The sequence below is a fragment of the Microbacterium sp. 2216-1 genome (genome assembly GCF_046507855.1).
Classification (GTDB): domain Bacteria; phylum Actinomycetota; class Actinomycetes; order Actinomycetales; family Microbacteriaceae; genus Microbacterium; species Microbacterium esteraromaticum_C.
The window spans coordinates 75,166-96,204 of the sequence record NZ_JBKFTM010000005.1; the positions used below are offsets into that span (position 1 = coordinate 75,166).

The following is a 21,039-nucleotide window of genomic DNA, read 5'->3' on the forward strand; positions in this document are numbered from 1 at the left end:
CGTCACTCCCTCGTGTTCAGCGATCGATGGTGAAGTTGAAGACGCCCGAGTCGAACCGGTTGTACGACTCGTAGTCGATCAGGTCGTAGAGATCGGCGCGGTGCTGCATCTCGCCGAGCTTCGAGGTCAGGTGGCCCTCGTCGATCAACGTATCAAGGGCACGACCGGTCGCGCCCATCGCGATACGCAGCATCGACACCGGCCAGATGACGATGTTCACGCCGACGTCACGCAGCTGATCGACGCTGAACAGGTCGCTCTTGCCGAACTCGGTCATGTTCGCCAGGATCGGCACGTCGACGGCGGCGCGGATCGCGGCGAACTCGTCGAGCGAGCGCATCGCCTCGGGGAAGATCGCGTCGGCACCGGCATCCACCAGCGCCTTGGCGCGGTCCTTCGCCGCCTCCAGCCCGTCGACGGCGGCGATGTCGGTGCGCGCCATGATGAGGAAGTTCTCGTCACGACGCGCATCGACGGCGGCGCGGATGCGCTTGACCGCGGTGTCGGCGTCGACGACGGCCTTGCCGTCGAGATGTCCGCAGCGCTTGGGGTTGACCTGGTCCTCGATGTGGGCGCCGGCGATACCAGCATCCTCCATCGATTGGATCGTGCGCGCGACGTTCATCGGCTCGCCGAACCCGGTGTCGGCGTCGATGATGGTCGGCAGGTCGGTCATGCGCGAGATCTGCTGCCCGCGACCGGCGACCTCGGTGAGCGTGGTCAAGCCGATGTCGGGCAGTCCGAGGTCGGCAGAGAGCACGGCGCCCGAGATGTAGACGCCCTCGAAGCCCTTCTGCTCGATCAGGCGTGCGCTGAGCGGGTTGAACGCACCGGGAAAGCGCAGCAGCTCACCCGAGGCCAGGCGCTCACGGAACGCCCGGCGCTTCTCGTGCGCGGGAACGGTCGAGTACAGCATCAGAACAGCCCCTTCGGGGCGTCGGCGGATGCCAGCAGGCCGGGCTTCGCGATGATCGACAGCTCGGCGACCTCGTCCGCGGTCAGCTCGGGCAGGCGCTGGACGAGCTCGAGGAAGCGGTCGATCTCTGCCGGCTCGAGCACGGGCTCGGCGAGGATGCGGAACTTGTTGATGTAGTTCTCGCGGGCGAACGGGCGGGCGCCCAGCGGGTGGGCATCCGCGACGGCGATCTCGTCGATCACCTTCGTGCCGTCGTTCATCGTGATCTCGACGCGACCGCCGAAGGCCTTCTCGCTGATGTCGAGCGAGTGGTAGCGCCGCGTCCACTCGGCGTCCTCGACCGTGGTGATCTTGTGCCACAGCGCGACCGTGTCCTCACGGGCGGCCCGCTCGGGAGCGTACGAGTCGACGTGGTGCCAGGTGCCGTCCTGCAGCGCGACGGCGAAGATGTACGGGATCGAGTGGTCGAGGGTCTCGCGCGATGCCGTCGGGGCGTACTTCTGCGGGTCGTTCGCCCCCGAGCCGATCACGTAGTGGGTGTGGTGGCTGGTGTGCAGCACGACGCTGTCGATGGCCGAGGTGTCGATGCCCTCGCGGTGCAGCTTGCGGGCGAGGTCGATCCACGCCTGCGCCTGGTACTCGGCCGAGTGCTCCTTGGTGTACGTGTCGAGGATGGCCCGCTTGGCCTCGCCGGCGGCCGGCAGCGGCACCTCGTAGGCCGCGTCGGGTCCGTCCAGCATCCACGCGATCACGCCGTCTTCGCCTTCGTAGATCGGCGACGGCGAGGTCTGGCCGCGCATGGCACGGTCGACGGCCTCGACAGCCATCTTGCCGGCGAAGGCCGGGGCGTGAGCCTTCCAGGTCGAGATCTCACCCTTGCGGCTCTGCCGGGTGGCGGTGGTGGTGTGCAGCGCCTGCGCGACCGCCTGATAGATCGTCTCGGCGTCGAGGCCGAGCAGGGTGCCGATGCCGGCCGCGGCCGAGGGGCCGAGGTGGGCGACGTGGTCGATCTTGTGCTTGTGCAGGCAGATCGCCTTCACCAGGTCGACCTGGATCTCGTAGCCGGTGGCGAGTCCGCGCACCAGGGCGCGTCCGTCGCTGCCGACGTGCTGCGCGACGGCCAGGATCGGGGGGATGTTGTCGCCGGGGTGCGAGTAGTCGGCGGCCAGGAACGTGTCGTGGTAGTCGAGCTCGCGCACGGCGACGCCGTTGGCCCAGGCGGCCCACTCGGGGCTGGTGCGGTGGTCGAGCTCAGCGCCGAAGACGGTGGCGCCCTTTCCGCCGGTCGAGACGGGGTGGGCGAAGGCCTGAGCCCGGGCGGCGTTGATGGGTGCGCGCGTGAGAGAGGCCGCGGCGACCGAGGCGTTGTCGATGATGCGGTTGATGATCATGTCGACGACGGCGGGCTCGACCTCGACGGGGTCGGTGGCGACCTCGGCGATCTTCCAGGCGAGCTGTCCCTCGCGGGGCAGGTTCTCTTCGGAGCGGTAGACGCGAACAGGGTGGTTGACGGTCATCATGTTCCTTCCGGGGACTCGAGCGATTCGAGGATGCTGTCGAGGGCGTTGTGCAGGTGGACGTGGGTGGCGTGGGCAGCGAGCTCGGCGTCGCGGGATGCCAGGGCGCGGGCGATCAGGTGGTGCTCGCTGGCGGATGCGGCCAGCCGCTCGGGCTTGTCGCGCGCCATGCGCCGCACGCGCACGAGGTGGGTGCGCACGGTGCGCAGCGCCGAGCTGAGGTAGTCGTTGCCGACGGCGGCGTCGAGCGCGGCGTCGAAGCGCGCGATCAGGGCGTAGTACGCGTCACGCCCCTCGGGGCGGTCGAGGTCGACGCGGGCGAACTCGTCGGCGAGCTCGCGGAACAGCACGGCATCGCCGCGCGTGGCCGCGAGCCGTGCCGAGGTCTCTTCGAGTGCGCGGCGGATCTCGAACAGCGATCGGATGTCGTCGGCGTCGAGATCGGCGACGACGGTGACTCGCGGCGATTGCTGCACGGCGAGCCCTTCGGCGGCGAGTCGGCGCAGCGCCTCGCGCATGGGCGTACGGCTCACTCCGAGGCGCGCCGCCTGTTCGACTTCGGCGAGCACGGCACCAGCGGGAAGGATGCCGGACTGGATCTCATCGAGCAGCACCGCGTAGGCGCGGTCGCTGGCGCGAAGAGACTCGACGGTGGTGCTCACGGGATCAGCGTATACACAAACCCGCGCTTATACCAGCGTCGTTCACCGACCAGCCCACTTGCGTATACATAACCGGGGCGCGGCGGGCACTGGCGCACCCCTGCGACTTTCTGCGATCCGGGGGTTGCACTCCCACTACTCAGCGGTACTATGTAGTGGTAGTCAGTATCACTGAGTAGTACGCGGAGGTGCCGGATGGGCAGACAGATGACAGAGATGCTCAAAGGCACCCTCGAGGGCATAGTGCTCGCCCTGCTCGTCGACCGACCGGCATACGGGTACGAGATCACGGCGCAACTGCGTGACCGCGGCTTCGCCGACATCGCCGAGGGCACCGTGTACGCACTGCTCGTACGCATCGAGCAGAAGGGCTTCGTCGACGTCGCGAAGGTGCCGAGCGAGAAGGGCCCGCCCCGCAAGGTGTACACGCTCAATGCGAGCGGCACCGCCGAACTGAACGAGTTCTGGATGACCTGGAGCTTCATCTCCGACCGGATCGCAGAGCTCCGCACGAAGGGAGAATGACATGGCAGCAAAGTGGATCGAAGCGGTCACCGGACCGCTCGAACAGAAGAGGAACTACCGACAGGCGAAGGCGCGCATGGACGCGCTGCCCGAGCCCTACCGCGCTACTGCGACCGCGCTGACGCGGTACCTCATGTACTACGGCGGCGTCACCGATGGCGACACCCTGGTGCAGATGTTCGTCGACCTCGCCGACCTGTGGGAACGCGCCGCACTCGACGCAACGCCGGTGTCGGCGATCACCGGAGACGACCCCGTCGAGTTCGCCGAGTCGTTCGCCCAGGCGTACACCGGCAAGCGGTGGATCGACAAGGAGCGTCAGCGCCTGATCGACGCCGTCGAGGCGGCCACGCGTGCCCAGGAGTCGTCGTGAACGCCGTGCACGCCGATCCGCGAGCGATCGACGTACGCGGCATCCGCAAGTCCTTCGGCGCACACGACGTGCTACGCGGCGTCGACTTCGCCGTCGACCGCGGCAGCGTCTTCGCGCTGCTCGGGTCGAACGGCGCCGGGAAGACGACAATGGTGCGCATCCTCTCGACCCTGCTCGCAGCGGATGCCGGTAGCGCCCACGTGCAGGGGATGGACGTGCACGAGAAGGCCGCCCAGGTGCGCGAGGTGATCAGCCTCACGGGGCAGTTCGCCGCCGTCGACGACGTGCTCACCGGACGCGAGAACCTCGTTCTGGTCGGGCGGCTGCGTCACCTCACAACCCCGGGTGACACGGCGGATGCCCTGCTGGCCAGGTTCGGCCTGACCGAGGCGGGCTCGCGACGCGCGGGAACGTATTCGGGCGGGATGCGACGTCGGCTCGACATCGCGATGAGTCTCGTCGGGCATCCGCAGGTCGTCTTCCTCGATGAGCCGACCACAGGGCTCGATCCCGAGGCCAGACAGGAGGTGTGGGCCGTGGTCGAGGAACTCGTGCGCGGCGGCACAACCGTGCTGCTGACGACGCAGTACCTCGATGAGGCCGAACGACTCGCCGACCGCATCGCGATCCTGCACGAGGGGCGCATCATCGCCAACGGCACAGTGGCCGAGCTCAAGCAGTTGTTGCCTCCCGCACGAGCGGAATACGTCAAGCGGCAACCGACACTCGAAGAGGTCTTCCTCGCGCTGGTCGGTCCGTCGACCAGCGACGCTGAGAGGAGCGATGCCGCATGAGCACGCACGTGCTCGCCGATACGGCGAGCCTCACCGGCCGGTCGCTGCGGCACATCCTGCGCAGCGCCGACACCGTCATCACAACCACAGTCACACCGATCGCCCTGCTGCTGCTTTTCGTGTTCGTGTTCGGCGGGGCCCTGCGGCAGAGCATCGGCGATGCCGCGTACATCGACTACCTGCTCCCCGGCATTCTGCTGATCACGATCGCCTCGGGGATCGCCTACACGGCGTTCCGCCTGTTCACCGATCTGCAGGGCGGCGTCTTCGAGCGATTCCACTCCATGCCGATCTCCCGCTCGAGCATCCTGTGGGCCCATGTGCTGACATCCCTCGTGGCGAACGCCATGACCCTGGCCATCGTGTTCGGCGTGGCTCTGCTGATGGGCTTCCGTACATCGGCGAGTGCGTGGGCATGGCTGGCCGTCATCGGCATCCTCGCTCTGTTCACGCTCGCGCTGACCTGGCTCGCCGTCATCGCAGGGCTGTCGGCGAAGACGGTCGACGGGGCGAGCGCGTTCTCGTATCCGCTGATCTTCTTGCCGTTCATCAGTTCGGCGTTCGTGCCGACCGACACCATGCCGGGACCGGTGCGGTGGTTCGCCGAGCACCAGCCGGTCACATCCATCGTGAACTCCATCCAGGCGCTGTTCGCGCAGCAGCCGGTGGGAGCCGACATCTGGGTCGCGCTGGCCTGGTGCCTCGGCATCCTGATCATCGCCTACGTCGTGGCGATGCGGGTGTATCGCCGGCGCATCGGATGACGACCGCGGGGCGAGTGCCAGCCCCCGCACCTCGCGACCCGTCGCGGGGTGCGGGGGCTAGCATGACGTGATGCCGCCCGACCGTCAGCGTTCGAGAGCCGTGAGGTCGGCGATCATCGCGATCGCCGGTGCCGGCGCGCTGGTGCTCGTGCTGTGGGTCGTGACGCTGTTCCTGCCCGACCCTCGACCCGCGACGATCGAGGCCGCGACCGCGACCGTGACCTCGCACCTCGATCGGATAGAGGACACCATCCCCGAGGAGGGCGTACAGGGTCGCTCGGAGCGTATCGCTCCGCTGCCGTGCCCCCTGGAGGGATCGGGCCCCCAAGTGAGGGTGCAACGCGTCGTCGACGTCGATCCGCACCTCGATCGGGCACGGTGGGCCGCGGACCTCAGCCACGAGCTCGCGAAGCAGGAGGGGTGGGTGATGCGCGTCACGACGCAGGGCGCCACGGATGCCCGCGACGACCTGCGCATCCGCATCGTGTCTCCCGACCTGACCATCGTGAACGTGATCGCCAGCGACGCCGCCGGCACACCGCGGATCACGATGCACGCCACCAGCGAGTGCACGCAGCCTGGTTGAGTGGGCGGATGCCGGTTCGGCGGTCTCGATGTCGGTGGCCCCTCTCATACTGGATCCATGACGGCGCTGATGGATGTCTCACGAGAGCAGGTGGCCACGCTCGACGAGCTGGTCGACCTGGCTGTGGACATGCAGCGCTCGATAGCCGCGATGCAGGCCGGACTCGACGGCGTGCTCGCGCTCGCGTCGCGATGGGCGCTGAGCGCCGCCGGCGACGTGGATGAGGCCGACATCACGCTCCGCACGGTCGCGGCCGAACTCGGTGCGGCGCTCCGAGTATCCGATCGCACGGTGCAGCGGCGCATGTGCGACGCCGAACTCAAGGTCGAGCGGTTCCCGGCGGTGTGGCAGGCGCAGGGCACGGGGCGGATCAGCGCCGCGCACGCGCGTGTGATCATCGACGCCGGCGTCCACCTCGACGACGCGGCGTCGCGCGACGCCTACGCCGCGCGCGTGCTGGAGTTCGCCGAAGAGGAGTCCCCGAATCGCGTACGGACGATCGCCGCGCGAATCGCCGAGCAGTACCAGCCGCGCCCGCTGGAAGAACGGCATGCGGATGCCCGCGAGAAGCGCTCCGTCTGGGTGAAGGACGCCGACGACGGCATGGCCGAACTGGGCGTCTTCGGTCCCGCCGCCCTCGTGCACGGCGCATTCGAACGCCTCACACACATGGCCACGACGGGCACCGAACCAAGCTCGGCACCCGGGGCCGCTCCGGACCCCGACGCGCGCACGGTCGCGCACAAGCGCGCCGACCTCGCGCTGGATCTGCTGCTGACCGGCGCCCCGGCGGGGCATGACACCGCCGAAGGGATGCTGGGCGCGATCGCCCCGCACGTGTCCGTCACCGTCCCCGTGACCACGCTGCTGGGCGCAGAGGGCATCAACACTCCCCCGGCAGCGCTGGATGGCCGCGCTCCGATCGACAGCGACACCGCACGGCGACTGGCCGGAGCGGCGTCCGGATGGGATCGCATCCTCACTCACCCGATCACAGGAGCGATCCTCGCAGTGGATCGGTACCGCCCGACCGCGTCGATGCGCCGACAGCTGCAGGCGAGAGACCAGCGCTGCCGCTTTCTGTCCTGCGGCATGCCCTCTCGCGAGAACGACCTCGACCACACGGTCGATGCGGCGCTCGGCGGCGCCACCGAAGAGAACAACCTCGGCGGACTCTGCCGCCGGCACCACGTGCTCAAGCATCAATCGCCCTGGCACGTCGAACAGGTCGGCGGTGGCCTCTTGGAGTGGACCAGCCCCACCGGCCGCACCTACATCGACAAACCGCCGCCCCAGAACACCGTCAGATTCGCGGAGGACAGCGAGGAATCGAGTGCCCGTCCCGGCGCAGACCCGTGGGCTCACGTGCCCGCGCAGCTACTGGCGCCTTTCTGACGTCGAACGCGCCAGTCGTGTCCGCGGCACCACGCCGCAGCAAGACTCAGCACACTGCAAGAATCAGCGCACGGCAGGCTCGGGCAACGGCTCGACGAACTCCTGCGTCGCGGGCTCACCGAGCTTCACGAGCACGACGCCGACCAGCACCAGCGCTCCGCCAAGCAGCTGCACGGTGCCGGGCAGCTGGCCGAGCAGCATCCATCCGAACAGCATCGCGGCGATCACCTCGGCGAGCGCGACGAACGACGCCAGGCGCGAGCCGAGCATGCGCGTCGAGGTGATGCCGAGCACGTATGCCAGGGCGGTGGCCAACACCCCGATGGCGATCACCGGCACGAACCACGGCACCGTCCCGAACCGGTAGGCGACGTCGTCGGTGTTCCAGGCCATCGGCAGGATGCCGATCAGACCGGCCGTGGTCAGCCCGAGCGCTCCGAGCAGCAGGCCGAGCCCTGCCAGCGCAATCGGCGGCAGCCCCGTGTCGCCGCGCCCCGAGAGCACGAAGTAGGTCGCCGCACCCACCATCGCCCCCAACGCCCAGAGGATTCCCCCGCCATCGATACGCGCCCCGGTGAGCACGTCCAGCATCAGCACCAGCCCGATGAACGCGATCGCCGCGCCGAGGACGCTGCGCCGACTCGGGCGCTCGCCACGACGGATCCAGAACCACAGCACCACGGCCACCGGTGCGGTGTACTCGATCAGCAGAGCGATCCCCACATCCATCACCGCAACGGCCTGAAAGTAGAACAACTGGGTGGCCGTGACCGCGAGCAGCCCGTAGGTGACGATCATGCCGGCATTGGCCCGCACCAGACCCCACCGGCCCCGCAGCGTCAGCACGGTCGGCACGAGCAGCACGAGAGCCGCGACCCAGATGCGTGCGGTGACGGCGGCGCCCGGCGTCCACCCGGCATCGATCAGCCCTCGCGCCCACGCGCCGGACATGCCGAACGCGAACGCGGCAGACACGGCAACCAGCAGGCCGGCGCCGACCCCCGCGCGGCGAGTGTCATGGGTCATAGTCGTCATGATCGATGACGCTACGCCCGGCGTGCGTAAGATGTCAACATGATTTTCACCGATGACACGGATGAGGCGCTGCGCGCTGCCGTCGCGCTGGTGAACTCCGCCGAACCCGTGGATGCGTTCGACCTCGAGGCGTTCCTGACTCAGCATCCCTACACCGGACGCATCGACCGAGACGAGACCGAGCTGGCCGAGCTACGCGCCCTGCGCCCCCGACTGCGCGAGATGCTGCTCGCCCCGCGCGATGAAATGGCCCCGCGCGTCAACGACGCGCTCGCACGCGTCACCCTCTCTCCCCGCCTCGCCCGACACGACGGTGCCGACTGGCATCTGCACGCCATCGCCGACGACCGCCCCCTGGCCGAACGCATCCTCGTCGAGACCGCCATGGCGCTGATCGATGTCATCCGCAGCCGCGAAGGTAGCCGTCTCACCGTCTGCGCCGACGATGACTGCCGCGCCATCGCCCTCGACCTCTCCCGCAACCGCTCGAAGCGCTACTGCTCGACCACCTGCGCCAACCGCAACGCCGTCGCCGCCTACCGGGCACGGCAAGGAGCCGGCACATGACCGATACGACACGGATCGAGACGACACGGATCGATACGACACGGACGGCGCCGCCGTTCGACTCCTGGTTTCCGGATGCCACCTTCGACGGCAGCTACGGCCACACCCTCGACACCCTGTGCGACATCGCTCCGATCGCTGCGACCCCCGCCTTCGCCGTGCAATGGCGCAGGTGGCGTGCTGAGGCACGCCTGGTCGATGCGGCACCCCGCATTCTGTCCACCCAGCAACGCGGCCGCCGCGATGTGTCACTGATCGAGCATTCCGGCGCGGACGGCACACGACTGCGCGCCTGGTATGTGGCGCCGACCTCCGGGCATCCGCGCGTCGGAGTCGTGCACAGCCACGGGTACGGCGGTCGGGACCGCGTCGAGTACGGACGCGTGCCCGCTGATGCGGCGGCGATCTTCCCGGTCGCCCGTGGCCTCGGAGCCCTCAATGCCGGCGTCGGAGCACCCGAGCCGGTCGGTGAACACGTGCTCGCGGGCCTCGCCTCGGCGGACGACTACGTGCCCGGCCTGTGTGCACGCGACCTGTGGCTGGCCGCCGACGCCCTTGTCTCGCTGGCAGGCGAACTGCCCCTTTACTACGTCGGGGAGAGCTTCGGCGGCGGCATCGGCGCGCTGGCCGCCCCATGGGACGATCGCTTCATCGGGGCCACGCTCGTGGTGCCGACGTTCGGGCACTACGACGAGCGCCTCGCCGTGCCCTGCCTGGGCAGTGGCGAGTACCAGCGGATGCGCGTGCAACAGCATCCCGAGGCCAGGGCGCAGCTACGGCTGTTCGACGCCTCAACGTCTGCGGCGTTCTTCACGATCTCCGTGCGCGTCGAAGCCGCACTGTGGGATCAGTCCGTGCCACCGCAGGGGCAGTTCGCCGTCGCCAACGCCGTGCCGCACGACCTGCTCGAACTCAGGGTGCTGCCGGCGGGCCACGCCGAATACCCCGGGCTCGGTCGCGTCCTGGTCGACGCACGACGCGAGGGCCTGGCGCACCTCGAACGCGCGCTCAGCTGACCATCCCCTCAAACAAGCCGATGCGGTTGCCGTCCGGGTCGATGATCACCGCCCACGCGCTCGTCTCGGTGATCGGCGACTTCTCGAAGGCCACCGATCCGCCCGCGGCCTTCGCCGCGGCGATCGTCTCGTCGATCGAGTCGACCTCGACGTAGGAACGCGGATGCTCGAATCCGTCCTCGCGCGGGGCGAGCCCGCCGCCCGAGATCCCATTCGGGGCCTGCCACATCGGGTACCCCTCAAAACCGGGCATCTCGGCGATCTCCCACCCGAACAGCCCGTGGTAGAAGTCGATCGCCCGTTGCATATCGCCCACCGGGATGTCGATGTGCGTGATGTCGCCGTGCGCCATGATCCGTCCTCTCGTCTGCCGACGCGGCCAGTCTGCGCCTGAGAGGGCGCGAAGACAAGAGGCTCCGGCGCTGCGCGTCAGTACGGCACGGCGAAGATCTCGTCATGCACGGCAGCGGGTGTTCCGGTCGGCAGCGGCACGAACTTCAGGAAGTCGCGGTCGTCGGTGTCGCGGCACCAGCGCAGCAGCGCGGTGCGCATCTCGTCGCGCACATCGTCGAAGGCCGACTCGACGGCGAGATTCCGCTGCTCACCGGGGTCGTTGCTCAGATCATGCAACTGCTCCCGGTGACGCCCCCAGCTGTAGACGGTGTACTTGTACGGACCCCGCACGACCGCACGCCCGCGCGTGAGAGGCGGATCCGATCGCTCGAACCGGGTCTCGACCACCACGACGCGCTCGGCAGACCCGTCGCCGACACCCAGGGCGAGCGGGGCTCCCCGCAGCTCGCCCGGTCGCGGGCATCCCGCCGCCGTCAGCACCGTGGGCAGCAGGTCGAGCCCGACCGACACCACCTCCGACCGCACCCCGGGTGAGACCCCCGGACCGCGGACGATGAGCGGAACGCGCACGCATTCCTCGAACAGTGCCGTCTTCTGGTTCCATCCGTGCGCGGCGTCGCCATCGCCGTGATCGCTGGTGAAGATCACCAATGTCGAGTCGCTGAGTCCCGCACTGTCGAGCGCGTGCAGCAACCGGCCGACGTACCCGTCGACCCGCTCGACGAGCCGACGGTAGGCAGCCCGGTACACCCGCCAGTCGTCCGCCGTGTAGTCGGCCGTGCCGTACACCTGCCCGGCGGCCACCTTCTCGAACCGCACGGCCTCGGGTTCGAATGGCGCCGGAGCGAAGTTCGCCGGCAGCGGCGGCGCCTCGCGCGCCCCTCCGGCATCCACGTCGCCGTACGGCATCGGCTGCCGCCGCGCGTACTCGCAGATGGTGTGCGGGTCATCGAAAGCGGCGACGAGCAAGAACGGCTCCTCCTCGTCTGCGCGCCCCCGCAGCCACTCCGCGCACGCATCGACCAACCCGCGATCGCCGAACGGCGCCAGCACCTCGAATCCGGCATCCGCGGGGGCACTCGCCTGGGTCGCATGCCACTTGCCGGCGTACGCGCACGTGTACCCGGCCGCCGCCATCGCATGACCGAGACCGTCGGCGCGCGCCCCCGGCTCGACGACGGTGTCGGGCTGGGCCCGGTTGCCCCCGATGCCCACCTCGTGCGGCATCCGACCGGTCAGCATCGATGCGCGCGAGGGCACGCACAGCGGAAAGGTCACATAGGCGCGACGGAAGTCCGCGCCGGCGCGGCGCAACCCGTCGAGATGGGGCGTCGCCACCCACCCCTCATCACGGTCGAGCACGTGCGCTCCGAGCTGGTCGGCCGTGATCACCAGGATGTTCGGCTGCACGTCTCAGCCCTACTTGCCCATGCCGAGCGTCAGGCCCTCGGTGAGCCGGCGCCCGAGCCACAGGTAGATCGCCAGCATCGGCAGCACGACGATGCACAGGCCGGCGAACAGGCCTCCCCAGTCGGCGCCGGAGTACGTCTGCTGCTGGATGAACGAGATCAGCGCCACCGGCAGGGTGTACTTCTCGGTCGATTGCAGCAGCGTCAGCGCCAGCAGGGTCTCGTTCCAGTGTGAGATCACCTGCAGCACGAAAGCGGTGAGGATTCCGCCCTTCGCCAGAGGCAGGGTGATGCGCCAGAAGGTACCGAAGGCCGTTGTGCCATCGAGCGCCGCCGCCTCTTCCATCTCGAGCGGCAACGAGCGGAAGAAGGCGGTCAGCAGGAACACGGTGAACGGCATCGAGACGCCGATGTAGACGAGGTTCAAGCCGATCAGGCTGTCGGTCAGGTAGACCTCGTTGAGCATGACGAACAGCGGAATGACGATCACCTGCGCGGGAATGCCGAGGCCGAGCACGAAGTACAGAGTCAACGAGTTCGTCAGCCGATTCTCGACGCGGCTCAGGTAGTACGCGGCGGGGGCGGCGAGCGCCACGGTCAGGAAGGACGACACCACCGTGGTGACGACGCTGTTCATCGTCGCCGTCGCGAAGTCGCCGACAGTCCAAGCCGTGACGAAGTTGACCGGATCCAGCGATGTCGGCATGCCCCACGGGTCTGCGAGGATCGCACGGGTGTCACGGAACGCCTGGATGACCATCCAGACCATCCAGGCGACGTTCAGCACGACGAACGCCCACAGCAGCACGAGGCCGATGCCGCGCAGCACACTGCGGTCGCGCCCGATCGCGGCCCGGTTGCGGTTTCTGCGCCGCGGCGAGGGCACGACGAGCGTGCGGGTGGTCTGATCTGACACCGGTGGTGGTGCGATAGCGGTCACGATGTTCTCCTAGAACTCGATCGCGTCGCGCTTCATCACGCGACGCAGCAGCAGCACGAGCACGGACACGAGCGCCAACGACAGCACGGCCGATGCGGATGCCGCACCGTAGGCCGGCACCGATTCGCCCGAGAACGCGGTCACGTACGTGTAGACGGCGGTGGTCCAGGTCTGGGTCGGAGGCATGCCCTGCCCCGTGGACCCGCCGAAGATCCAGATGATCTCGAAGATCTTCACCGATGAGATGGTCCACAGCACCGCGCAGGTGCCGAAGACGTCCCAGGTGAGCGGGAGGATCACGTAGCGCAACCGCTGCCAGGCATTCGCTCCGGCGAGCGCGCAGTCCTCGTAGTAGTAGGGCGGGATGCGGTCGACGCCCGCCATCAGGATCGTGGTGAAGTACCCGGTGGTGATCCAGGTCATCATCACCATGATCAGCGGGAACAGGTTGTCCTGCGCCAACCATGCGGGCGGGTCGGTGACGCCGAACGCGCCGAGCAGGGTGTTCACGAGCCCGCCGGGGTTGAACACGAAGCCGGCGAGCACGCCGAAGATCATCGCGTTGACCAGGTGCGGGAAGAAGATCACCGAGCGTGCGATCTTGCGCCCGGTCATGTCGCGCAGCACGAGCGTGAGCGCGAAGGCGATGACGAAGATCGCGAGACCGACCACGAACAGCAGCAGCAGTGTGTTGCCGAATGACCGCAGGAACAGCTTGTCCGAGAACAATCGCACGTAGTTGCCGAACCCGACGAACTCCATGGGACCAGCCCCGGCCCACTTGTTGAAACTGATCCAGATCGCGTACAGGGACGGGACGACGAACAGGATCGTGTAGAGCGCGAAAGCGGGGCCGACGAAGGGCACGAGCAGCCGGCGGCGAGCGCGATCGATCGTGCTGCCCCCGCCTCGCCGCCGACGAGCGGCGGCGAGGCGGGGAGCGGCAGGCGCCAGGGCGGCATCGGTCATGAGTTGAGCTTCCAGTAGTCGACTTGACCGGTCTTCATCGTCTCGACGAAGGCCTCCGCATCGATCTTGCCGAGCACCAGGTCGCTGACAGCCGGCCAGAAGAGCTTCTCGGAGTACCCGGGGAAGCTGATGCCGTCGTTCTGCTGGTAGTAGGAGTCGGCTGCCGCGAGGGCGTCGGTGACCGTGGACATCTCATCGCTGACAGCCGCGTCGGGACGGATGGGGATGATCTTCGCGTCGGTGCCGAGCGCGTCCTGATACTGCTTCTTCAAGAAGAACGCGGCGAGATCCTGCGCGTTATCGGAGTTCTTCGCACGGGCGGGGACGGCGAAGCCGACGAAGTCCGCACGGGCACTGCTGCCCAGTGCGGGGAAGGGGAATGACGAGTACTCGAAGCCCTCGGCGGCATAGGGACCCGTCTCGGTGGGGATCCAGGTGCCGTTGAACATCAGGGCGGCCTGGTTGTCGGACCAGGCCTGCTGCTGAGCCGGCCACTTGCTGGCGTTGTACCCGTCGATGAAGTACCCGCCCTCGACGAGTCCCTCGATCATCTGCGCGGCCTCAAGCGCCTCCGGTGCATCCCAGGCCTCACCCGTCTCGTCCGCCGCCATCTCACGCAGCGAGCCGGGCCCGGCGAGCCCCACCATCGCCGAGGTGTACCAGTAGGCGTTGTAGCCCGCGACATCACCGTCGATCGCGATCGGCGTGGTGCCGGCGGCCTTCATCTCGTCCATCACCGACAAGAACGACGCCCAGTCCTGCGGCGGGTTTTCCACAAGGTCGGGATGCTCGGCGGCATTGAACCAGATGGCATCGCTGGTGAGCGAGTAGGGCAGCATCCACGGCGCGTCCTCGCCCTCGACGGTCACAACGTCGCCGGCGAGGTACGCCTCGGGGATGAGCGAAGAGACGGCGTCGCCCTCGACCTCGGCGCCGTACGCCTCGACCAGGGGCTTGGCCTGGCCGGTCTCGGCGAGCACCGGGGCGAGCTTGGCGAACGACCCGTCGACGAGGTCGGGCACCTTGTTCGTGTTCAGCGTGGGAACGGTCTTCTTGATGTTGTCGCGTCCCTGCCACTGCACGTTCACCTCGATCCCCGTCTCCTCCTCGAAATCGGCGATGGCGTCGGCGACCACCTTCTGCTGGGCCTCACCTTCCTTCCACATCGACCAGTAGGTGAGTTCCTTCGAGCCGCCGGCGTCGCCGGACGCCGAGGCGCATCCGGTGAGAGCGAACGCACCGACGAGGGCGACTGCGGACAGTGTGCGGATCTTCGCCATCGGTTTTCCTTCCGTCTGGGAGAGGCGTCTTCGCCTCTGTCGGTCGACTCTCGCGCCGCTTGACAAGAGCATTCAAGGAGTATTCCGGAATTCATCTGCCCTCATCGCTCGAAGACCGCCGTCACCACCGGAGAACTGCGAGCGAACTAACGAGGGAATCCCCGATTACCCCTTTATTCCTTTCTTGGAAGAGAACAGAATCAGAGGAAGAACGACGGAGGTGGGGGCATGGCATCACAGCGCAGCGCAGCGGTGCGCGACGCCGAGACACGGGGGCTGAAGTTTGAGATCCTGGCCGACCAGTTGCGCCGGGGGATCATCGCCGGCACGTGGACGGCCGGGCAGAAGCTGCCGACCGAGCAGGAGCTGTCGAAGGAGACGGGTCTGTCGCTGACGACCGTGCGCCGCGCCTTCGACGAGTTGGTCGCGGAGCGGATCGTCGTACGCCGCCAGGGCGCGGGCAGCTTCGTAGCGCCCGCCCGCCCCCGCGAGGAGCGAGCACGCCGGCGCATCGGCGTCCTGCTCCCCGACACGCAGCTGTACTACCCGCGCGTGCTGCAGGGGATCGACGAGTCGCTGTCGGCGGCGGGAGCGTCGCTGCAACTGGCGACCTATCGCTACGACCCCGATCGCGAGGACGAAGCCATCGCGGCACTGCTCGAGGCCGGGGTGGACGGTCTGCTGCTCGCCCCGACACTCTCGGGCATTGCCGACCCCGCGGCCCGCGCACAGCAGCTCATGGCGCTGCCGGCACCGGTTGTGCTGGTCGAACGCAGTCTGCACGGCCTGGGGCCCGCCGACATCACCGAGCACGTCTGCTCCGACCACGCCGGCGGCGCCTACGACGCCGTCGCCCACCTCGCCAGGCTCGGCCACCGTCGCATCGCTCTGCTGACGCGGTCGCGCACCGTGACCGAGTACGGCGTGGTGCAGGGGTACCTGCAGGCCGTCACCGATCTCGGACTGACACCGGATCTGCGATTCTCGCAGTCGAAGACCGAGTGGGAGGCCGATTCCGCCGAGGCGGCCTACCGCGCGCTGCGCGACTTCGAGGCGACGGCGGCGCTGACCTTCGGCGACCGGGAGGCGGCAATGCTCGAAGGCGCCGCGCGACGCAACGGCCGGCACGTGCCCGACGACCTCGCACTCGTCTCGTACGACGACGAGGTGGCCGATCTCGCGGAGGTACCGCTGACCGCCGTCGCCCCTCCGAAGTACCGCATCGGTCGCATGGCGGCCGACGTCATGCTGCGCCGCCTGATCGAGGGCGACGAATGCCCCTTGCACCAGATCCGGCTGCGCCCCAGGGTCGTCGTGCGTCGATCGTGCGGCGCCGAGCCGGCATCCGCGACGCGCTGACCCGCCGGCCGTTTCACCCCGTACATCGAAGAGGAGATCACGTGCGCATCGGATTGATCGGGGCGGGCGCTGTCGCGCCGTTCCACATCACGGCGGCGGCCGAGAACGACGGACTCGAGCTCACCGCCGTCTGCGACATCGATGCGGATGCCGCGGCCCGCGCGGCATCCGGATCCGGCGCGGCGGTGTTCACCGACCACCGCCGGATGCTCGCCGCCGGGGTCGTCGATGCCGTGATCGTGAACACCCCGCACGCCACGCACCTGCCGATCGGCGCGGATGCCGCGGCCGCCGGCGCCCATGTGATGGTGGAGAAGCCGATGGCGACCACCCTGCACGACTGCGACCGACTCGCCGAGCTGTGCCGACAGGCGGGTGTCGGGCTCACCATCGGCCACATCCAGCACTACATGCCCGAGAAGGTCGCCGCGCAGCGCGTGCTGGCGACCGGTGAGCTCGGGGCGGTGCGGATGATCCGCGACAACCGCAGCACCGACTACCGTCCGGGATCGCGATCGGAGTGGTTCTTCTCCCCCGAGATCGCCGGCGGGGGTGCCCTGATGAACATCGGCGGGCATTGCCTTGACCGTTCCCTGTGGTTCGGCGGGGGCCGCGCGGTCGAGATGCTCGCCACGACCGTGCACCGGTTCGGCGCAGCCGTCGAGACCGACGGTGCGATGCTGCTGCGGCTCGACAACGGCGTGGGGGTGAGCATCACCGTGGTCAGTGACCCCGGTACGCGCGGTGACCTGTTGACGATCGTGTGCGACCGCGGTGTGATCGAGATCGACCCACGGGTGGGCACGACGGTGCACGCCAACGGGCGGTCGCGGGTCGTGCACGAACATCACGCCGACGACATCCAGCGCGCGTTCACCGCACAGCTGGCCGACTTCGCAGCGGTCATCGCCGGGGCCGAGCCGACCGTCGCGCACGCGCACGCGCGTCACGTGGTCGAGCTCGTGCTCACGGCGTACCGTTCGGCGGATGAGGGCAGGGCGCTGTCGCTCCTGCCTGCCGGGGTGCCCGCGTGACGAACCGCCCGAATCTGATCCTCATCGTCAGCGACGACCAGGGCCCCTGGGCGCTCGGCGCGGCAGGGAACCCCGAGATCCGCACCCCCGTTCTCGACGACCTCGCCGCCCGCGGCATCCGACTCGACCGCTTCTTCTGCGCGTCGCCGGTGTGCTCACCGGCACGGGCGAGCCTGCTGACCGGACGCATACCGTCAGCACACGGGGTGCACGACTATCTCGATGGCGCGCATGTCGGAACCGAAAGCCAGGACTACCTGCAGGAGGTGCCCACACTGACCGACGCGCTGGCTGATGCCGGCTATCGACTCGGGCTGTCGGGAAAGTGGCACCTCGGAGCCAGCGACGCGCCGCGTGCGGGGTTCGTGCACTGGTACGCCCTGGAGGGGGGCGGGAGCGCCTACCGCGACGCCGTCATGTATCGCGACGGCGTCGCCGAACACGTCGGTGGGTACCTGACCGATGTCATCGCCGACGATGCGATCGCCTTCATCGACGCCGAGCAGCAGCATCCGAATCCGTTCTTCCTCGCGCTGAACTTCACCGCGCCGCACAAGCCGTTCGCCGGGCAGCACCCCGAGCGGTTCACCGACCTGTACCGCGACTGCGCGTTCGAGAGCTGTCCGCAAGAAAGCCCGCACCCTTGGCTGCAGAGGCTGGACGGCGCCCCGATCGGCGGCGAGTCCGATACGCGTGAGGCGCTGATCGGCTACTTCGCGGCCGTGACGGCGATGGATGCCGCGATCGGGCGGGTACTGGATCGGCTGCGCGCGCACGGCATCGAGCAGGAGACGATCGTCGTGTTCCTCAGCGACAACGGCTTCAGCTGCGGTCATCACGGGTTCTGGGGCAAGGGGAACGGCACGTTCCCGATGAACATGTACGACGAGTCGGTCATGGTGCCGTTCATCGTCTCGGCCCCGGGCATGCTCCCGGTCGGCGTCGTGCACGACGACCTGCTCAGCGCCTACGATCTGCCCGCGACCCTGCTGGAGCTGCTCGGCCTTCCCTCGCACGAGTTCGAGCAGGGCCCGGGACGCAGCTTCGCGGGGCTGCTGCGCGGCGAAGCTCCCGCCCGCCCCGAGCGCCCGGTCGTCGTACACAGTGAGTACGGGCCCGCGCGCATGATCCGCACGGCCGATCAAAAGTACGTGCACCGCCATCCGTACGGACCGCACGAGTTCTACGACCTCGCCTCCGACCCTCGGGAGTCGCGCAACCTCATCGACGATGCCGCGTATCGCGATGATCAGGAGCGGCTTCGCGGGATGCTGCACGACTGGTTCGTGCGGTTCTCACGGTCGGATGCCGATGGCCGGGCACTGCCGGTGGTCGGCGCCGGTCAGCACCGTGCCCTGGGCACGGATCCCCTCGGCGCGTTCTCCGCTCCGGGGTGGGACGGGGCCGTCTGACACGCACCGCACCGGACGCTCAGGCGTTCATGGGCTCGAGGCGATAGGTGTCTGCCAGTGCGTCCGCGCCCGCCCAGTCGTCTCCGGCGGCCGTGAGGGCCTCGTGCAGCATCCGCGCCATCGTCGTCGCGAGGCCCGTCTGCGGACGGCTGCTGAGTTCGAACGGGTCGTCGTCGAGGTCGAACACCTCGACGGAGAGCCCATCCTTCGGGTCCCACGTGGCGACGATCTTCGCTTGAGGCGTTCGCAGGCCACGCACGCTGGTCGGATCGCTGCGTGAGGCGTAGCGGTAGTACATCGCCGTGTCATCGCCGGCTCCGCCCGGCTCTCCGCGCAGCGCTCCGGAGCGGTCGCGCCCCGCGACGGCATCCCCGCCGAGCGCGAGCCCGACGAGGCCGAGGATCGTCGGGGCGACGTCCATCGAGTCGACGACGACCTGTGATTCGCCTGCGGGGACGAGCTGCGGCGAATGGACGATGAACGGCAGCCGCATCGACTCCTCGTAGGCGACGTTCTTGTACAGCAGCTCGTGGCTGCCCACCTGCATGCCGTGGTCCGAGGTGAACACGATCACCGTGGGACGGTCGCCCGAGCACGCCTGCACGGCGGCGTGCAGGCGTCCGATCTGCTCATCGACGCCGGTCACGGCCGCGTAGTAGTCGCGGGCGATGCCGGCCGCCTTGTGCGCGGTCTCGGTGCCGAGGCGGACGTTCGGTCGGGGCAACAGGGTCGCGTCGTCGAGCTCTGCGTAACGCGTTCGATAGCGATCGGGTACCAGTTCGAACGGCGGATGCGGCGGATTGAGCGACAGCATCAGCGCGAACGGCTCGTCACCGCCCTGCTGCAGGAAGCGGATCGCGACATCGGTCTCGTGCTCGGCCGACCACTGATCGATATCGACGCGCTCGTGGCGCCCGGCACGGGTCGTCCAGTAGTGCGGGGTGAGGTGACGGTCGGCGGCGCCGTACGAGTACCAGAAGTCGAACCCGAACCGGCGATCGGGCGGCGACCAGGCGTCCCACACCTTCCCGTCACTGCGGCGCCCCTCGCCGAACTCCGCATCCTCATCCACGGGCGGTTCGAGATGCCATTTGCCGATGTAGCCGGTGCGCCATCCGTGCCGACGCAGCACGCCGGCCCAGGTGTCGAGCCCGCTGCGCAGACCGATGCCGTCCTGCGCGGTCTCGGAGTTGACGTTCAGGGTGACGCCGTTGTCGACCGGCCGCATGCCGGTGAGAAACATCGCGCGGTGCGGACTGCATACCGGATAGTTGCTCACCGCCTGCCGCACCAGGCACCCCTCCGCGGCGAGCCTGTCGAGATGCGGCGTGTGCACGGGGTCCTCACCCAGCAGCCCGAGCGATGACGCGCGGAACTGGTCGGCCATGATGATGAGGATGTTCGGGCGATTCGGCAAGGGGCCTCCTGGGGGTGTCCGCTCCAGTCAACTCCGCGCCGACAAGAGGAATCAACACGCACCGCCGCCGCGGCGCGTCGGATCAGCCGCGTCGGTACCCGGTGTGGTCGGGGTTGGGTGCGAGTCGCCACCCCTCACCATCAGCCAAGACGAGGTTCTTCATGCCGCCGGCATCGGCGATGAGGGCGTAGTCCTGGCCGGCGTCCGCGGCGTAGCAGAACAGGGTGACGAACGGCTCGTCGCCGGTGTTCACACTGCGGTGGATCCAGTGTCCGGGCACGTTCACCGCTTTGCCCGGGGTGAGCTCGACCGCTTCGGACTGCCCGTCGACAGTCTCGAGCAGCATGACCCCGCGACCGCTGAGGCAGTAGTACAGCTCGGCGCGGTCGGCGATGGCGTGCAGATGACCACGGGTCACGGCGAACTCCTCGCCGATGCGTCCTGGCAGCAGAGTGCTGGTGCCGACGATGAGCGCACCCGGCCCGTCCTGATACTTGTGATCGTCGACCCAGTAGACGAGCTCGGAGTCGCCCCGCTCCTCGACCGCGGCCCGCCAGGCGGCCTCGTCGCGGTAGACACCCGACATATCGCCCAAGAACTTCTCGTACCGACGGGAGCGCCCTTCGATGCCGCCCGCGGGTGAGATCTGCAGCGGGACGGGGAAATCGACGACGGTGTGAGTGCTCACGGGGACCTCCTGGTAACTTGTAATTAC

The 21,039-nt window shown here is 68.5% G+C and carries 22 protein-coding genes; 11 read left to right on the forward strand and 11 right to left on the reverse strand.

Going from position 1 to position 21,039, the window contains the following annotated elements; all coding sequences use genetic code 11:
* Positions 1 to 16 precede the first annotated feature (16 nt).
* The 3 genes from prpB to ACLD0U_RS13260 are packed head-to-tail and all read right to left on the reverse strand — an operon-like array spanning position 17 to position 3,095.
* Positions 17 to 916, reverse strand: a complete 900-nt coding sequence (gene prpB, locus ACLD0U_RS13250; RefSeq protein WP_179409853.1) for a methylisocitrate lyase — start codon at positions 914 to 916, stop codon at positions 17 to 19.
* The gene (locus tag ACLD0U_RS13255; protein ID WP_410340891.1) at positions 916 to 2,433 is read right to left on the reverse strand and encodes an MmgE/PrpD family protein; all 1,518 of its coding nucleotides are present in this window, start codon (positions 2,431 to 2,433) and stop codon (positions 916 to 918) included. The genes prpB and ACLD0U_RS13255 overlap by 1 nt, the downstream gene beginning before the upstream one ends.
* Complete coding sequence (locus ACLD0U_RS13260; RefSeq protein ID WP_410340892.1) at positions 2,433 to 3,095, reverse strand: GntR family transcriptional regulator; 663 nt, start codon at positions 3,093 to 3,095, stop codon at positions 2,433 to 2,435. Before ACLD0U_RS13260 ends, ACLD0U_RS13255 begins: the two co-directional genes overlap by 1 nt.
* 195 nt (positions 3,096 to 3,290) lie before the next feature.
* On the opposite strand from ACLD0U_RS13260, the gene ACLD0U_RS13265 reads away from it, so the two are divergent.
* The 6 genes from ACLD0U_RS13265 to ACLD0U_RS13290 all read left to right on the forward strand — a co-directional run bounded on the left by ACLD0U_RS13265 (position 3,291) and on the right by ACLD0U_RS13290 (position 7,532).
* A complete protein-coding gene (locus tag ACLD0U_RS13265) occupies positions 3,291 to 3,620 on the forward strand; it encodes a PadR family transcriptional regulator (RefSeq protein WP_274367736.1) in 330 nt (109 codons plus the stop codon).
* Between the two features lies 1 nt (position 3,621).
* The gene (locus ACLD0U_RS13270; protein ID WP_179409850.1) at positions 3,622 to 3,993 is read left to right on the forward strand and encodes a DUF1048 domain-containing protein; all 372 of its coding nucleotides are present in this window, start codon (positions 3,622 to 3,624) and stop codon (positions 3,991 to 3,993) included.
* Positions 3,990 to 4,787 (forward strand): ABC transporter ATP-binding protein, encoded by a 798-nt coding sequence (locus ACLD0U_RS13275; protein ID WP_410340893.1) that lies wholly within the window; start codon positions 3,990 to 3,992, stop codon positions 4,785 to 4,787. The genes ACLD0U_RS13270 and ACLD0U_RS13275 overlap by 4 nt, the downstream gene beginning before the upstream one ends.
* The gene (locus tag ACLD0U_RS13280; protein WP_410340894.1) at positions 4,784 to 5,551 is read left to right on the forward strand and encodes an ABC transporter permease; all 768 of its coding nucleotides are present in this window, start codon (positions 4,784 to 4,786) and stop codon (positions 5,549 to 5,551) included. The genes ACLD0U_RS13275 and ACLD0U_RS13280 overlap by 4 nt, the downstream gene beginning before the upstream one ends.
* A gap of 70 nt (positions 5,552 to 5,621) precedes the next feature.
* A complete protein-coding gene (locus tag ACLD0U_RS13285) occupies positions 5,622 to 6,137 on the forward strand; it encodes a hypothetical protein (protein ID WP_410340895.1) in 516 nt (171 codons plus the stop codon).
* 57 nt (positions 6,138 to 6,194) lie between these two features.
* Positions 6,195 to 7,532, forward strand: a complete 1,338-nt coding sequence (locus tag ACLD0U_RS13290) for a DUF222 domain-containing protein (protein WP_410340896.1) — start codon at positions 6,195 to 6,197, stop codon at positions 7,530 to 7,532.
* Between the two features lie 63 nt (positions 7,533 to 7,595).
* Here ACLD0U_RS13290 and ACLD0U_RS13295 read toward each other — a convergent pair whose 3' ends face one another.
* On the reverse strand, positions 7,596 to 8,558 hold the full coding sequence (locus tag ACLD0U_RS13295; RefSeq protein WP_410340897.1) for an EamA family transporter: 963 nt from the start codon (positions 8,556 to 8,558) through the stop codon (positions 7,596 to 7,598).
* 48 nt (positions 8,559 to 8,606) lie between these two features.
* On the opposite strand from ACLD0U_RS13295, the gene ACLD0U_RS13300 reads away from it, so the two are divergent.
* Both ACLD0U_RS13300 and ACLD0U_RS13305 read left to right on the forward strand, forming a co-directional pair.
* Complete coding sequence (locus ACLD0U_RS13300; RefSeq protein WP_179409845.1) at positions 8,607 to 9,134, forward strand: CGNR zinc finger domain-containing protein; 528 nt, start codon at positions 8,607 to 8,609, stop codon at positions 9,132 to 9,134.
* On the forward strand, positions 9,131 to 10,150 hold the full coding sequence (locus ACLD0U_RS13305) for an acetylxylan esterase (protein ID WP_410340898.1): 1,020 nt from the start codon (positions 9,131 to 9,133) through the stop codon (positions 10,148 to 10,150). The genes ACLD0U_RS13300 and ACLD0U_RS13305 overlap by 4 nt, the downstream gene beginning before the upstream one ends.
* Here the strand turns inward: ACLD0U_RS13305 and ACLD0U_RS13310 are convergent.
* From ACLD0U_RS13310 to ACLD0U_RS13330, 5 genes are all read right to left on the reverse strand, one after another.
* Positions 10,143 to 10,502, reverse strand: a complete 360-nt coding sequence (locus ACLD0U_RS13310) for a VOC family protein (RefSeq protein WP_179409843.1) — start codon at positions 10,500 to 10,502, stop codon at positions 10,143 to 10,145. The two genes, ACLD0U_RS13305 and ACLD0U_RS13310, sit on opposite strands and share 8 nt — an antisense overlap.
* A gap of 77 nt (positions 10,503 to 10,579) precedes the next feature.
* Positions 10,580 to 11,914, reverse strand: coding sequence for a sulfatase (locus ACLD0U_RS13315; RefSeq protein WP_410340899.1), 1,335 nt, complete (start codon positions 11,912 to 11,914; stop codon positions 10,580 to 10,582).
* Positions 11,915 to 11,923: 9 nt separating this feature from the next.
* The gene (locus ACLD0U_RS13320) at positions 11,924 to 12,853 is read right to left on the reverse strand and encodes a carbohydrate ABC transporter permease (protein ID WP_224818025.1); all 930 of its coding nucleotides are present in this window, start codon (positions 12,851 to 12,853) and stop codon (positions 11,924 to 11,926) included.
* A gap of 9 nt (positions 12,854 to 12,862) precedes the next feature.
* Entirely contained in the window at positions 12,863 to 13,822 is a 960-nt protein-coding gene (locus tag ACLD0U_RS13325) for a carbohydrate ABC transporter permease (protein WP_274367746.1), read from the reverse strand.
* Positions 13,819 to 15,102 (reverse strand): ABC transporter substrate-binding protein, encoded by a 1,284-nt coding sequence (locus ACLD0U_RS13330; protein WP_410340900.1) that lies wholly within the window; start codon positions 15,100 to 15,102, stop codon positions 13,819 to 13,821. Before ACLD0U_RS13330 ends, ACLD0U_RS13325 begins: the two co-directional genes overlap by 4 nt.
* 228 nt (positions 15,103 to 15,330) lie before the next feature.
* Here ACLD0U_RS13330 and ACLD0U_RS13335 point away from each other — a divergent pair, with 228 nt between their 5' ends.
* The 3 genes from ACLD0U_RS13335 to ACLD0U_RS13345 are packed head-to-tail and all read left to right on the forward strand — an operon-like array spanning position 15,331 to position 18,907.
* On the forward strand, positions 15,331 to 16,461 hold the full coding sequence (locus ACLD0U_RS13335) for a substrate-binding domain-containing protein (protein WP_179409839.1): 1,131 nt from the start codon (positions 15,331 to 15,333) through the stop codon (positions 16,459 to 16,461).
* Positions 16,462 to 16,502: 41 nt separating this feature from the next.
* Positions 16,503 to 17,495 (forward strand): Gfo/Idh/MocA family protein, encoded by a 993-nt coding sequence (locus ACLD0U_RS13340; RefSeq protein WP_410340901.1) that lies wholly within the window; start codon positions 16,503 to 16,505, stop codon positions 17,493 to 17,495.
* Positions 17,492 to 18,907, forward strand: coding sequence for a sulfatase-like hydrolase/transferase (locus ACLD0U_RS13345; protein ID WP_410340902.1), 1,416 nt, complete (start codon positions 17,492 to 17,494; stop codon positions 18,905 to 18,907). Before ACLD0U_RS13340 ends, ACLD0U_RS13345 begins: the two co-directional genes overlap by 4 nt.
* A 19-nt stretch (positions 18,908 to 18,926) precedes the next feature.
* On the opposite strand, the gene ACLD0U_RS13350 is transcribed toward ACLD0U_RS13345, so the two are convergent.
* Entirely contained in the window at positions 18,927 to 20,324 is a 1,398-nt protein-coding gene (locus ACLD0U_RS13350) for a sulfatase (RefSeq protein ID WP_410340903.1), read from the reverse strand.
* 82 nt (positions 20,325 to 20,406) lie between these two features.
* A complete protein-coding gene (locus ACLD0U_RS13355) occupies positions 20,407 to 21,012 on the reverse strand; it encodes a glucose-6-phosphate isomerase family protein (protein WP_179409835.1) in 606 nt (201 codons plus the stop codon).
* Positions 21,013 to 21,039 lie beyond the last annotated feature (27 nt).

Excerpts from the sequence above, each read along its gene's own strand:
- prpB (WP_179409853.1), bottom strand. The coding sequence starts at position 916 with ATGCTGTACTCGACCGTTCCCGCGCACGAGAAGCGCCGGGCGTTCCGT.
- ACLD0U_RS13255 (WP_410340891.1), bottom strand. The coding sequence starts at position 2,433 with ATGACCGTCAACCACCCTGTTCGCGTCTACCGCTCCGAAGAGAACCTG.
- ACLD0U_RS13265 (WP_274367736.1), top strand. The coding sequence starts at position 3,291 with ATGGGCAGACAGATGACAGAGATGCTCAAAGGCACCCTCGAGGGCATA.
- ACLD0U_RS13270 (WP_179409850.1), top strand. The coding sequence starts at position 3,622 with ATGGCAGCAAAGTGGATCGAAGCGGTCACCGGACCGCTCGAACAGAAG.
- ACLD0U_RS13280 (WP_410340894.1), top strand. The coding sequence starts at position 4,784 with ATGAGCACGCACGTGCTCGCCGATACGGCGAGCCTCACCGGCCGGTCG.
- ACLD0U_RS13285 (WP_410340895.1), top strand. The coding sequence starts at position 5,622 with ATGCCGCCCGACCGTCAGCGTTCGAGAGCCGTGAGGTCGGCGATCATC.
- ACLD0U_RS13290 (WP_410340896.1), top strand. The coding sequence starts at position 6,195 with ATGACGGCGCTGATGGATGTCTCACGAGAGCAGGTGGCCACGCTCGAC.
- ACLD0U_RS13295 (WP_410340897.1), bottom strand. The coding sequence starts at position 8,558 with ATGACCCATGACACTCGCCGCGCGGGGGTCGGCGCCGGCCTGCTGGTT.
- ACLD0U_RS13300 (WP_179409845.1), top strand. The coding sequence starts at position 8,607 with ATGATTTTCACCGATGACACGGATGAGGCGCTGCGCGCTGCCGTCGCG.
- ACLD0U_RS13305 (WP_410340898.1), top strand. The coding sequence starts at position 9,131 with ATGACCGATACGACACGGATCGAGACGACACGGATCGATACGACACGG.
- ACLD0U_RS13310 (WP_179409843.1), bottom strand. The coding sequence starts at position 10,502 with ATGGCGCACGGCGACATCACGCACATCGACATCCCGGTGGGCGATATG.
- ACLD0U_RS13325 (WP_274367746.1), bottom strand. The coding sequence starts at position 13,822 with ATGACCGATGCCGCCCTGGCGCCTGCCGCTCCCCGCCTCGCCGCCGCT.
- ACLD0U_RS13330 (WP_410340900.1), bottom strand. The coding sequence starts at position 15,102 with ATGGCGAAGATCCGCACACTGTCCGCAGTCGCCCTCGTCGGTGCGTTC.
- ACLD0U_RS13335 (WP_179409839.1), top strand. The coding sequence starts at position 15,331 with ATGGCATCACAGCGCAGCGCAGCGGTGCGCGACGCCGAGACACGGGGG.